The 13,197-nt window shown below is 67.9% G+C and carries 8 protein-coding genes and 1 pseudogene; 5 read left to right on the forward strand and 4 right to left on the reverse strand.

Annotation, left to right across the window (positions count from 1 at the left end; all coding sequences use genetic code 11):
- Positions 1-83: 83 nt before the first annotated feature.
- From rpiA to ElP_RS41320, 4 genes and pseudogenes are all read right to left on the reverse strand, one after another.
- Positions 84-758, reverse strand: a complete 675-nt coding sequence (gene rpiA / locus ElP_RS24720) for a ribose-5-phosphate isomerase RpiA (RefSeq protein WP_197446342.1) — start codon at positions 756-758, stop codon at positions 84-86.
- Between the two features lie 89 nt (positions 759-847).
- Positions 848-2,932: a transketolase gene (gene tkt / locus ElP_RS24725; RefSeq protein ID WP_145274486.1), complete on the reverse strand. Its 2,085-nt coding sequence runs from the start codon at positions 2,930-2,932 to the stop codon at positions 848-850.
- 175 nt (positions 2,933-3,107) lie between these two features.
- Positions 3,108-3,980, reverse strand: a complete 873-nt coding sequence (locus ElP_RS39975; protein WP_231749248.1) for a hypothetical protein — start codon at positions 3,978-3,980, stop codon at positions 3,108-3,110.
- Between the two features lie 231 nt (positions 3,981-4,211).
- Positions 4,212-4,850 (reverse strand): annotated as a pseudogene (locus tag ElP_RS41320) (hypothetical protein); the annotation flags it as partial.
- Between the two features lie 282 nt (positions 4,851-5,132).
- On the opposite strand from ElP_RS41320, the gene ElP_RS24735 reads away from it, so the two are divergent.
- From ElP_RS24735 to ElP_RS24750, 5 genes are all read left to right on the forward strand, one after another.
- On the forward strand, positions 5,133-6,107 hold the full coding sequence (locus ElP_RS24735; protein ID WP_145274493.1) for a hypothetical protein: 975 nt from the start codon (positions 5,133-5,135) through the stop codon (positions 6,105-6,107).
- 8 nt (positions 6,108-6,115) lie between these two features.
- Positions 6,116-7,849 carry a cytochrome c3 family protein gene (locus ElP_RS38605; protein ID WP_197446343.1) on the forward strand — a complete coding sequence of 578 codons (1,734 nt, stop codon included), beginning with the start codon at positions 6,116-6,118 and terminating at the stop codon, positions 7,847-7,849.
- 37 nt (positions 7,850-7,886) lie between these two features.
- Entirely contained in the window at positions 7,887-9,665 is a 1,779-nt protein-coding gene (locus tag ElP_RS24740) for an NADH-ubiquinone oxidoreductase-F iron-sulfur binding region domain-containing protein (RefSeq protein ID WP_197446344.1), read from the forward strand.
- Between the two features lie 13 nt (positions 9,666-9,678).
- Positions 9,679-11,991 carry a cyclic nucleotide-binding domain-containing protein gene (locus tag ElP_RS24745; RefSeq protein ID WP_145274498.1) on the forward strand — a complete coding sequence of 771 codons (2,313 nt, stop codon included), beginning with the start codon at positions 9,679-9,681 and terminating at the stop codon, positions 11,989-11,991.
- Positions 11,992-12,203: 212 nt separating this feature from the next.
- Complete coding sequence (locus ElP_RS24750) at positions 12,204-13,043, forward strand: HAD family hydrolase (RefSeq protein WP_231749249.1); 840 nt, start codon at positions 12,204-12,206, stop codon at positions 13,041-13,043.
- Positions 13,044-13,197 lie beyond the last annotated feature (154 nt).

Genomic DNA, 13,197 nt, shown 5'->3' on the forward strand with positions numbered 1-13,197 from the left:
CGGGTTCTACCGATCGCGCCCGATCGGCACCGGCCCGTCCTCGAATGACACCTCGGACCCAAGACCCGCACCCTCGATCCGGCTTAACCGCTTCGCTTGAGGACCTCGACCGATCCGTCTTCCTGCTGCACGAGCACCATCCCGGCCATACCCAGGAACAGGCCGGTCTCGACGACTCCGGGGATCGCCCGGATCCGCCCATCCAGCTCCCGGGGATGCTCGGCGACTGAGGCCAGGTCGATGTCCAGCGTGTAATTGCCGTTGTCGGTAGGGACGGGCTGCCCCTCCCGCAATCGCAGCTCGCAGCTCAGCCCCATCCTCACCAACCTGCGGCGGACCAAGGGCAGTCCGAAGGGCACGACCTCGACCGGGAGCGTCGTGCAATAGCCCGTCCCCAAACGTCCCGTCAGCTTCTCCTGGCCGACGAGGATGACGAGTTCCTTCGAATACGAGGCGACGATCTTCTCGCGGAGCAATGCACCGCCCAGCCCCTTGATCAGGTCCAGCCCGGGGTCGACCGCGTCGGCACCGTCGAAGGTCGCGTCGATCGCGTCGACGTCGTCCAGTCCGAGGAGCGGGATCCCGAACTCGCGGGCGAGGGCCTCCGTCGCACGCGAGGTGGCGATCCCCCGGACGTCCAGCCCTCCCCGGACGTGCTGGCCCAGCAGCCGGACGAAGTCCGACGCGGCGTGCCCGGTCCCGAGCCCGATGACCGAGCCGTCCGATACCAGTTCTAACGCCTTCTCCGCGATCGTCACGATCGGGCCCTTTCCTGATCCGGGCGGGGAGGAGGTCGTTGCTCGCCCGGCCCCGTACGAATTCGATTCTCCCCCGGCGACGACCCGGATCAGGATGACGCCCCGGGGCCCCGGGAAACGAGTTCCTTCGCCCTGGAGACGAGGTTATCGACCGTGAAGCCGAATTTCTTCTGGAGTTCCTTCAGCGGGGCCGAGGCGCCGAAGGTCTGCATCCCGATCATGTGCCCTCGAGGGCCGACGTAGCGCTCCCAACCGAAGGTCGCCGCCTGTTCGACCGAGATCCGGGCGGTGAGATGCGGCGGCAGGACCTGCTCCCGGTACGAGGGGTCCTGGTGTTCGAACAGCTCCCAGCAGGGCATGCTCACGACCCGGGCCGGGACCCCCTCGGCCGAGAGCCGCTCGAAGGCCGAGGCGCAGAGCGGCACCTCGCTCCCGCTGGCCATTAGGATCACCTCCGGCTCGACGCCCGGTGGCGGATCGGCCAGCACGTAGGCCCCCCGGGATAATCCGGACGCCGGGGCGTACTTCGATCGGTCCAAGGTCGGCACGTTCTGGCGGGTGAGCACCAGGCAGGCGGGCTCCCGCTTCAGCCGCATGATGAATCGCCAGGCCTCGACGACCTCGTTGGCGTCCCCCGGCCGGATCGTGAACATGTTCGGCACGGCCCGGAGCGACGCGAGCTGCTCGATCGGCTGGTGGGTCGGCCCGTCCTCGCCGACCCCGATCGAGTCGTGGGTGAAGACGTAGATGACCGGGATCTCCATCAGCGCCGCCAGGCGGATCGCCGGGCGGGAGAAGTCGCTGAAGATGAAGAAGCCCGAGCCGTAGGGCCGGACCTTCGACAGGGCCATTCCGTTGAGGCAGGCCCCCATCCCCAGCTCCCGGACGCCGAAGTGCAGGTTCCGGCCCTCGTAGGAATCGGCCTGGAAATCGCCCGCCTCCGGGGACTCGATCCGGGTCTTGGTCGACGGCGTCAGGTCGGCCGACCCGCCGATGAACCAGGGGACGTTCTTCGCGACCGCGTTGAGCACCTTCGACGACGCCTCCCGGCCCGCCTGACCCTTCTCGTCGGCCGGGAAGCTCGGCAGGTCTCGGTCCCAGCCGTCGGGCAACTCCCGGCGCTGCATCCGGTCGAGCTGGTCGGCCAGCTCCGGATGCCTCGCCTTGTACTCTTCGAACTTGACGTACCAGGCATCCCGCAACGACCTCCCGCGACGGCCGATCCCACCCTGGAAATGCTCGTAGACCCCCTCGGGGACGTGGAATGGCTCCGGGGAGAGGCCGAACCGCCGCTTGAAGTCGGCGATCACCTCCTCTCCCAACGGCTCGCCGTGGGCGGTGTGCGAACCCTCCTTGGCGGTCCCGTAGCCGATGTGGCTGTCGACGATGATTAAGGTCGGCCGATGCTTCTCGTCCTTGAAGGTGTGGAACGCCCGGGCGAGCATCTGCAGGTCGTTGGCGTCGCCGACCCGGGTGACATTCCACCCCGCGCCGATGAACCGGGTGGCCACATCGTCGCTGAAGGCCAGGTCCGTCGAGCCCTCGATGGTGATCCGGTTGTTGTCGTAAATCCAGCAGAGGTTGGAGAGCTTGAGGTGCCCGGCGAGGCTGGCCGCCTCGGAGCTGGCCCCCTCCATCATGCAGCCGTCCCCGGCGATCGCGTAGACGTCGTAGTCGAACATCGGGAACTCGGGGCGGTTATAGTGGGCCGCCATCCACTTGCCCGCGACCGCCATGCCGACGCTCGTGGCGACCCCCTGCCCCAGCGGGCCGGTGGTCGTCTCCACCCCGGAGGTCCAGCGGTATTCCGGGTGGCCCGGGCACTTGCTGTCGAGCTGACGGAACTTCTTGATCGAGTCCAGGGGGACCGACGGCTCGCCGAGGATCTCGTACTCTGGGTCGACCGCCCGGACCCCGGTCAGGTGCAAGAGCGAGTAGAGCAGCATCGAGGCGTGCCCGGCCGAAAGGACGAATCGATCCCGGTTCGGCCAGATCGGGTCGGCAGGGTCGAAGCGGAGGAACCCCTGCCAGAGCGCATAGGCGACCGGGGCGAGCGCGACCGGGGTCCCCGGGTGCCCGGAGTTCGCCGCCTGCACCGCATCCATCGAGAGGGTCCGGATGGTGTTGATGCAGCGCAGGTCGAGGTCGGCCTCGTTCTCGGTCGCGACGCTCATCGTGGCGGCTCTCCGGTGTGTCCGAACCCCGATTCCCGGCGCAATGGTCCCCGGGGGGGCGTTCGATCCACCAAAGAGATAATCCCGGTCGGCGAGGAAGGCAAGGACCTGGGACGGGCGATCCCGCCCACATCGGCGGCCAGGCCGCGAATCGCCGCCCGTTTGCCCAGCCGGTTTAGCGGGGCCGACCTCGATTCTCGATCGGCACATTTTCCCCGCCTTCGAGACCGTCCTCCGCCTCCAGCAGCCGATCCATCAATCCATCAAACGCCTCGAGGATCGGGCCCGCTCGATCGGACCTGGGCGACGGCTCTTCCCGGGATCCGGGGCCGATGTGCGTCTCCTCGGGGAATTCGAGCGCGTCACCCACCTCTCGGATCGCCTGGAAGACGCCCTGGAGCCGTGTGACGTCCCCCGGGCGGGGCCGACCGGCTCGCAGCAGGGCATCCGCCTCGGACCCCGCCAATGCCCGGCACGCGAGGAAAAACTGTGCCGCGCCGTCCCGGTTCGAGATGATTCCATCGAGCTGACCGGGATCCTCGGCGAGAGAGGCGATCAGGTCGCGGAGGTCGTCCCGATCATACTCCGATCCTTCGAGGGCGGAGAGTCGCCCCCCCACGCTCCTGGCAAGCCGTTCGGCCTGCTCCGCGACCCGATCCCGATCCGGATAAGGTTCCCGCATCAGTCGATCGACTGCATCGACGGGGCCAATCAGTCTCAGCTCGGTCTGACCGACCAGGGCCCGGCTCATCGGTAACGACCACGACGCCCAGGCCGGCGTACCGGGGATCTCATCCCCCCGGAAATTCCGGAGCCCCTCGTCGAGCAGGGAGTGATGACAGGAGTCACACGAGTACTCCGAAAACTCTGGCCAGGGCGACGCGTCCGGTCCGTCGGGAGGTCCGGAGACCCTCCCGGAGAGCACCTCCAGTCCCGCCCGCAGGGTGGCCAACTGGCCGATCGCCCAGTCCCGGACGAGGTCCCCGCTCGGGAGGCCGAGCTCGACCCGGGAGCCGTCGGCGGCCCGCTCGTCCCAATGCCTGGGCATCCGTTGCATATGGGACACGAGTTCGAACCTGAGGCGGGGATGCCCGGCCGCAATCAGGTCGTGATTCACCGCTTGCCCCGGCCCCGATCCGAGATGGCACCTGAGGCAGACTGCAGCCCGATCGGCCGTCGAACCCAGGGATCGCATCGAGTCGGTCGCCTCGGGATATTGCTCGGGCCAACCCTCCCGGTAGTGAAGATCGACCCATCGCCCCGCTGCGCCATGGCAATCCTCGCAAGACACCCCGCTCGGGCCGATGGCCAGGCCGATCGGTCCGGTCGCATTGCAATCGATCGGGCCGAGCGACTTGACCAGATCGGGGGCATCGGCGCCGCCATGGCACCCCAGGCAGGTCGGATCCTCGTAGGGTGCCGTGCTGCGATGGAGATTGCGACGGATGGACTCGGATCGGCAGTCGAAGAGCGTGAGGAACGCGTCCGAATGGGGATCGAGGCTCGCCCAGGTGTGAAATTCGCTCCCCCCGGTGCCCCGGGGGGCGACCTTCCCGTGGCATCCCCTCCCCGAGCAGGACGCGGCGCCGACCCTCGCGGATCCGATTCCGATCTCGGATTCGGCGTCGACCGAGGGGGTGGACGGCCGGGTCGGCCGGTCATCGGCATCGATCCAGGCCGCCGCGACGAGAAGCGCCGGGGCCAGCAAGAGGAAAATCCGCGGGGGCCATCCGATCATTTCGGATCCTCTCCCTTCGCCGGGAGTGGCGTGCCGGAGGCGTCGAGGAGGAGGGTCGAGTCTGCGCTCCCCGGAGACCTGGATTACCATGCCACTGACGATCCGACTTCGCAAGCGACCGGCTCTTGACCGGGAAACCGGCGCCGGCCGGGGGGCAAACGGCACCTGATTGACAGGCATACCTAAGCGATGCTAGGACATTCCTTGATCGACCGAACTCCCGACCCACCTCAGGAGAGGTCTCCGTCCCGTGTTCTCGGATGTGCCCGAGGTGCGACGCCGCCCTCAGCCGGCGATCCCCGTCGTCGCACCGATCGAGTTGACCCGGCCGATTGAGGCCCGGTTCGAGCGGGCCCGGTCCCTCGAGGGCGGCGAATCGCGGACGCGGTGACGGAGCCCGGGGCATGGCTTCGCGCCCGATCATCCCCCTCACGAGGCACTCTTGGACGTGGAGACGCGGTCGTGCTCCTGAATTGGAAATTCACGGAACAGCAACTCCCCTGGCTGATCCTGGCCCTGGGGATCCTCCTCGGCCTCGGCGGCTGGTTCGTGATCGAACGTCTCGGCCGCCCGGAATGGCCGGGAGGCAGCACCGCTGTCGGGCTGACGCTGGGAATCGTCGGCGGCCTGCTCATCCTCTTCGAGTTCCTCCTCTGGCCCCGAAAGAAGAAGCGAACCTGGAGGGTCGGCCGGGTCCGAATTTGGATGGCCGGGCACATCTGGCTCGGACTTCTTTCCCTGCCTCTTCTTATTCTCCATAGCGGCTTCCGTCTCGGGGGATCGCTCAGCACGATCCTGATGGCGCTGCTCCTCATCGTCGTCCTCAGCGGCATTTGGGGGCTGGTGTTCCAGCAGATCCTCCCCCGGAAGATGATGGACGAGGTCCCGACCGAGACGATCTACTCCCAGATCGACCGGATCGGTCAAATGACACGGCATGAGGCGTGGAGGCTGGTCGAGGCGACGTGCGGCCCCTCCGACGACGAGGCTCGAGGATTCGCGGACGTGGACCAGGACGAAAGGGAAGAGGCCCCTCCCTATCTCGTCGTCGGGGCCTTGCGGACCGCCGGCCGATTGCAGGGGAACGTCCTCCAGACGAGCGTCCCCTCGGCCCCCGTGCCCGGGTCCGAGCCACTCCGCGTGTTTTACCTCGATGAGGTCCTGCCGTTCCTTGAGCGGGGGAGCCGATCGGGCTCGCCTCTGTCGCAACGGCATCGGGCCGAGGCAATGTTCCTGGACCTGAAGACCCAACTCGACCCGAGGACCTATCCTGCGATTGACGCCCTCGCCGGGGCCTGTGAGCAACGCCGCCAGCATGATCTACAGTCGAGGATGCACGTCTGGCTGCACGTTTGGCTCCTGGTCCACCTGCCGGCTTCGATCGCATTGGTGATCCTGATGTTCGTTCACGGTTACGTCGCCATCAAATACTGGTAGGGGGAGCCATGCCGGACGCCTCGACGCCCAGGGGCCCGTCCCCTCGCCGGCCTTCCGGCAAGCAGCGGGCCGTCCGGGTGCCACTCGATTATTACAAGTCGAGAGACCCGCTGGGCCGTTGGCGGCTGCTGCTGGTGGTGTTCGCCCCGATCGTTTCGCTGGGCTGGTGGTTCGGCGACCAACTGCACCGGGGAAGCCGGTCCGAGATCCGGGCCTCACACGGGCCGGTCTGGGCCGGGCACGCGATCTGGGAGCACGACTGCGAGTCCTGCCACGTCCCCTTCGAGCCGATCAAGTCCGACGCCGCGTTCGCCCCCCGGGGCTCCTCCCGCCTCTCAGGCTCCGACCGACGCTGCTCGACCTGCCACGCCGGGCCGATCCATCACGCCAACCAACTCCCCGGGAAGACCGAATCGTGCGGAGGCTGCCACAGGGACCACCGCGGAAGAGAGGTCGACCTGACCCGGGTCCCCGACTCGCAGTGCACGCTCTGCCACTCGGACCTCCCGCACGCGATCGCGGGCAACCCACCCGCCGTACCTCGTGACTCCCCGAGCGTGACCCGGTTTGACCTCGACCACCCCGACTTCGCGATTCGAGCTGCCTCGACGGATGGCCTGGGGGCGGTCGTGGGGCGCCTTTCGGATGAAGGCCCACCCGTCCTCGACCCGTCGAACCTCAAGTTCAATCACGCGATTCACCTGGAGGCCGGAATCGATTGCGGCTTCACGTTCGCTGACCTCGGGTCGGAGGACCGTCCCTGGTTCGGCTGGACGACGAGCACGCCGATCGAGGCGAAGGTGACGCTCGACTGCGCCTCCTGTCACCTCCTGGACGCCGGCGATCGGCCGGCCGGTCCGGCCTCGGCGGTCTCGCCGGGGCCGCCCCGTACCACGGGGGACTACTACGCTCCGATTTCGTACGAGGCCCACTGCCGAGCCTGCCACCCCTTGACGATCGGCGTCCCCGACGCGGGTGACGTACCGATCGACGTCCCGCATGGCATGCAGCCCTCGGAACTCCGGATCGTCCTGGAACGGACGTTCGCGGCCGAGGCCCTCGACCACAGACCCTCGCGCCGCGATCGCACGATCGGCGGGACCGGGGCGGAGAGTCCAGGGCGATCTGACCGGCAGACCCTAGAACTACTCCGTGACCTGCGCTCGTACGAGGAGGCGCGAATCCCCGGGGCCCGAGTCAGTCGCCCGACCGTCGGGGACGAGATCCAGGAGAATGTCGAAGACGCCGAGGGGACCCTCTACCTCGGGAAGCAGACCTGCTCCGAGTGCCATTCCTACGAGGCCCCCAGGGGGCCTGATCCGTCCGGGTGGACGGTCGCCCCGACCCGCATTCCCGAGATCTGGTTCTCCCATGCGCGTTTCTCCCACTCCGCCCACCGGGCCGTCTCCTGCGACCAGTGCCACAACGGGGTCACGAGGTCTTCGACGAGCGATGACGTGCTGATGCCCCCGATCTCGACCTGTCGATCGTGCCATGCCCCGCCCGACGACCTGCATGGCACCCCCCTGAGGGGGGGGGCGCGGTTCGATTGCGTCGAATGTCACCGCTATCACAATGGGGAGAGCCCCCTCCAGGGCATCGGTGCCCTTGCCCGGCAGGTCGACCTGCCGGGGCGGCGGACGGTGGAGGAATTCCTCCGGGGTTCCGCGGGCCGATCCGCATCCGGCGGGCCTCGGGACGATCCGGGTGCCGATCGAGGTGGCACGACCCGCCCGAAGTGACCAGGATCCAAGGCGACCCCGACCAACGTCTAGACCCATGATCGTTCAGGAACTCAACGCCCTGCAGCAGCGATGCGGATTCCTCCCCGACGAGGAGCTTCGGGCGCTTTCCCGGCGGATCGACGTGCCGCTCCATCGTTTGCACGAGGTCGCCAGCTTCTTCCCGCATTACAGATTGAAGAAGGGGCCCGAGGTTGAGGTCCGGGTCTGCCGGGACGTCTCCTGCCACCTCCGAGGGGCCGAGCAGCTCAGGGATGGGGTCAAGGCCCTCGCCAACGAGATCGACCCGACCGGGAAGGTGGTCGAGGTCGAGGGGGTCTCCTGCCTCGGGCAGTGCGACCATGCCCCGGCTGTCACCGTCAACGACCGCGTCGACCACGGCCTGTCCGAGCAGGACCTCCGGTCTCGGGTCCACGAGGCGGTCTCGCGGGAGCCTCCGCGCCATCGGCGGGCCGACCGCGGGCCGCTCGGCTGGAAGATCGACCCCTACGACGGAAATCCCCGCGACGAGGCCGTCCGGAAGTTGGTCGAGACCCGAGACCCGCGGACCGGATCCCTCTCGGGGGGGATCGACGACCTGCTCGAACAGCTCAAGATCTCGACCCTCCGAGGCATGGGGGGGGCCCGGTTCCCGACGCACCTCAAGTGGGCCGCCGTCCGCGCCCAGGCCTCGGACGTCAAATATGTCGTCTGCAACGGTGACGAGAGCGAGCCCGGCACCTTCAAGGACCGGGAGTTACTCCGGAGGGCCCCGCACCTCCTCGTCGAGGGGATGGTCCTCGCCGGGCTGACCGGCGGTGCAACAAAAGGTTACATCTACATTCGCCACGAGTACCACGAGGAGATCGAGGCGGTCGAGGACGCGATCCGGGAGGCCACGGCCCGCGGCGCCTGCGGGACGGACATCCTCGGGTCGGGCCTCTCCTTCCCGGTCGAGGTCTTCGTCAGCCCCGGCGGTTACATCTGCGGCGAGGAGAGCGCCCTGCTGGAGGCGATGGAGGACCGCCGCGCCGAGCCCCGCAACAAGCCCCCCTTCCCCACCGTCGCGGGCCTGTTCAACAAGCCGACGATCATCAATAACGTCGAGACGTTGATGTGGACCCCCTCGATCTATCTCAAGGGTGGGGAGTGGTACCGCGACCAGGGGATCAACGCGTGCAAGGGGCTCTGGTTCTGCTCGATCTCCGGGGACGTCCGGGCGCCCGGCGTCTATGAAGTCCCGTTCGGCGTCACCGTTCGCGACCTGATTTATCGCCGAGCCGGCGGCATGAGCCGGGGTCAGCGGCTCAGGGCGGTCGCACCCTCGGGGCCTTCGGGGGGCCTCTTCCCGCCCCTGATCCGACGTGACCTCCTCCCGGAGGCCTTCGCCAAGGCCCACCTCCCGGACGCTGGGGCCTTCTTCGATCTCCTCGACCTGCCGCTCGACCCCGACATCGTCCGCGGCATGGGGGGCATGCTCGGCGCGGCATTCGTGGCCGTCGGGGAGCACGCGGATCTGGTCGGGCTGGCCCTGAACCTCTCGGAATTCTTCCGCAACGAGTCATGCGGCAAGTGCGTCCCGTGCCGGGTCGGATCCCAGAAGCTCGTCGAGATGATCCGGGCCCTCAGGGCGGGTCAGTTCGACCGGGAGCACCTGGAGCTCGCGCGGTCGCTCGGAAATACGATGATCCTGACCTCGATCTGCGGCCTAGGCCAGGTGGCGCCGAACCCCCTACTCACGCTGGCGAAATACTTCCCGGAGGAGATCGAGGCCCTCCTCGACCGCCGGGGAGGCCCGCCCGCCCGCGAGTTCTCGATGTTTGAAACGATCGTCTGAGGGACACCCCCCGATGAACCCGGCCCACGGCAGCGTCAATCGCCCCGTCTCCCTGACCATCGACGGCCGCCAGGTAACCGTGCCGGAGGGGACCACCATCTTCGACGCCGCCACCCGGGCTTTCGTCCGACAGGCCGGCGACCACAACCCGATCCCAATCCTCTGTCACCGGGAGCACATGACCCCGGTCGCCGTCTGCCGGGTCTGCACGGTGGACGTGAGCGTCAACGGCCGCCAGGAGTTCCGCCTCGCCCCCGCTTGCCAGCGGGAGGTCGCCGACGGTATGGAGGTCCGGACCCACGAGGCGAGCGATCGGGTCAGGGATGCGGTCAAGATGCTGATCGAACTCCTGCTGGCGGACTACCCCGACCCCGAGGCCGCTCGGGCCTCCCGCCTCACCAAGCAGGGCCAGGCCCGGGGAGAGGGGAACGACGAGCTGATCGAATTGGCCGAGCGCCTCGACGTGAAGGCCCCCCGCTTCTTCCGGTCCAGGAGGGAGCGGCCGGTCGACGAGTCCTCCATGGTCATCGCCGTCGACCACAACGCCTGCATCCTCTGCGACCGATGCATCCGGGCCTGCAACGACGTCCGGGAGAACCACGTCATCGGCCGGACCGGCAAGGGCTACCGGTCCCGGATCGCCTTCGACCTGGACGACCCGATGGGAGACTCTTCCTGCGTCGCCTGCGGCGAATGCATGATTTCCTGCCCCACCGGGGCTCTCCTGAGCAAGCACAACGTCCTCACCCGTCCCCCCTCCGGCACGGTCACGACCGAGGAACTGGCGGCCCATCCACTCTTCGCCGGGGTCTCCCGGGCGTTCCTCGACTTCAACGAAGGTGCCGTCGTCCGCAAGCGCTTCAAGAAAGGAGACGTTGTCTGCAGGGAGGGTGACTACGACGCCACCGCCTTCTACATCGAAGACGGCGAGGTCGAGATCTTCATCGGTTCGCCCTTCAAGCACGTGAAGGACCAGCGCGGGCTCAACTCCTGGAACCCGTTCGCACGGGTGAGGAAAAGCTCGCTGGCGGGCCGCGGGGAGGACCGCCGGGACGACGAGCAGGAAGTCGAGTACATCTCCATCGATGCCCCGGTCGTGCTGCGCTACGACAAACCCGTCGCGACGATGGGCGAGGGCGCCATCTTCGGCGAGATGGCCTGCATGAGCTCCTACCCCCGGTCGGCGACCGTCGTCGCCCAGACCGAGTGTACGCTCCTGGAACTCGGCCGGAACGTCCTGTACATCCTCCAGCGTGGGAAATTCTCCAAGGCCCAGCTCGACGACCGTTACCGGCAGAACGCCCTGGACAACCACCTCCGGGGGGCCTCCGTCTTCGCCAGGGTGGCCAGGAACGAGGACGAGTTCAAGAAACTCGTCGAGTTCCTCCGCCCCCGGGTCGACCTCGTCCGGGTGAACAATGGCGAGGTCATCTTCCGCCAGGGGGATCCGGCCGACGCCTACTACCTCATCCGGATCGGCTTCGTGAAGGTCTCCCAGGGGAGGCCCGGGGGCGAGTTCGTCCTCAGCTACCTCGGCCCCGGCAAGTCATTCGGCGAGATCGGCCTGATGGGCCACATCCCCGACATCCGGGAACTCGCGCCGCCCGGCATCCGGACGGCGACCTGCACCGCCCTGGACCACGTCGACCTGGTGAGGATCAAGGGTGAGGACTTCCGGCTGCTCCTGGAGCAATTCCCCGGCGTCCGGAAGTCGTTCGTCGAGTACGCGGTCACGATCCTGAAGCAGAACGAGCAGATGATCCGCCGGATCAACGAGGACTCGCTCGGCGACTTCTTGCAGCAGGGCCTCATGAACGCCCAGAGCGTCCTGGTGCTCGACCTGGAGAAGTGCACCCGGTGCGACGAGTGCACCAAGGCGTGCGCCGACTCGCACGGGGGCGTCACCCGACTGATCCGGGAGGGGCTCCGCTTCGACAAATTCCTGGTGGCTAGCTCCTGCCGATCGTGCCTCGACCCCTATTGCATGGTCGGCTGCCCGGTGAACTCGATCCGGCGGCGCGGGTCGCTGGAGATCATCATCGAGGACTGGTGCATCGGCTGCGGCAAATGCGCCGAGAATTGCCCGTACGGGAACATCAACATGCACCCGTTCCCCACCGGACAGGCGGTGATCGACGACCGGACGGGCCGGAGGGTCCCCGTGCTCCAGCAAAAGGCGACGACCTGCGACCTCTGCCGGGAGCTGGACGGCCAGCCGAGCTGCGTGTATGCCTGCCCGCACGACGCCGCCCACCGGATGAAGGGCAGCGACCTGGCCCGGGAGATCGGCATCGTCGTCTCCCCGCCCTCGATCCGATCGACTTGACGCCGAGCCGCCGATGGGACACCGTCGGACGTCGGGCCTCCGCCCCGGGACGGGACCCCGAGACGCTTCCGGTTCAGATGCGCCGGCCCGGCGTCGAGTCCCGTCTCTCGGACGGCGGAGACTGGGTCGAGAGTGGCCCGACGCAGACCCTCGGCCTCGAATCTGGGGCGAGCCTCGAGCCCGACTTCGTCCCGATCTCCCCGAACAGGTCAGTGATCGGCAAGGCGGCCATGGAGCGGGCCCACATCAGCATGACCGCCCCCCCTGCCGATCTCACCGTCCGGGTCTGCTACAATGACCCCGCGCTCCCCGAGACGTGCGAGAACGCCACCTCCGACATCCTCGACCGATGCCCAAGGCGGGTCGGCCAACCGTCTCGGTTCCCCCCCCGATCGGCCCCCCTCCCCCCCTTCCCCATGCGAAAACCCGCGATCATCTTCGACTTCGGCAACGTGGTCGCCTTCTTCGACTATCAGCGGGCGTTCGACCGGATCGGGCGAGACCTCAAGAGAGAGGGATCCGATCTGCTGACAGAGGCCCGCCTGGGAGGCTTCGACGACCTCCTTCGCCGATTCGAGCGCGGGCGGATCACGGCCGACGAGTTCTCGATCGCGTCCTGCCGGATCCTCGGGGCGTCGATGCCACCCCGCGAGTTCGCCGAGGCTTGGGCCGAAATTTTCTGGCTGAACGAGGCCATCATCCCGACGATCCGGGGGCTCCAGGGGGCGGGCTACCGGCTCGTGCTCGGGTCGAACACGAACGTGCTGCACGCAGACTGGTTCCGTCGGGAATTCCTGCCGATCCTCTCGTCGTTCGACCACCTCGTTCTTTCTTACGAGGTCGGCCACGTCAAGCCGTCGATCGAATTCTATCTCGCGTGCGCCGAGGCGGCCGGGGCAATGCCGGCCGACTGCATCTTCATCGACGACCTCCCCGAGAACGTCGATGGGGCCCGGGCCGCCGGGCTCTCCGGCCTCCTCTATGAGCGACCGGAGTCCCTCGTCGGGGATCTCCGGGCCCTCGGCGTCGACTTCAGCCTTTCTCACGAATAGTCCCGCCCCCCATCGGCACTGCCCCCCTGCCCGTCCCCACCGCGTCCGCCTCCCGAACCCCCGGCCCGACCGAGTTGACTCCGGTCCCCTGCGTCGCACACTCCACTTCGAACCGTGGCCCAGGGATCCCCAGCCGACGGGATTATCTCGCGAC

It is taken from the genome of Tautonia plasticadhaerens (assembly GCF_007752535.1).
Lineage (GTDB): Bacteria > Planctomycetota > Planctomycetia > Isosphaerales > Isosphaeraceae > Tautonia > Tautonia plasticadhaerens.

Coding starts and splice junctions, on each gene's coding strand:
- tkt (WP_145274486.1), bottom strand. CDS start 2,932: ATGAGCGTCGCGACCGAGAACGAGGCCGACCTCGACCTGCGCTGCATC.
- ElP_RS39975 (WP_231749248.1), bottom strand. CDS start 3,980: ATGCCCAGGCATTGGGACGAGCGGGCCGCCGACGGCTCCCGGGTCGAG.
- ElP_RS38605 (WP_197446343.1), top strand. CDS start 6,116: ATGCCGGACGCCTCGACGCCCAGGGGCCCGTCCCCTCGCCGGCCTTCC.
- ElP_RS24740 (WP_197446344.1), top strand. CDS start 7,887: ATGATCGTTCAGGAACTCAACGCCCTGCAGCAGCGATGCGGATTCCTC.
- ElP_RS24745 (WP_145274498.1), top strand. CDS start 9,679: ATGAACCCGGCCCACGGCAGCGTCAATCGCCCCGTCTCCCTGACCATC.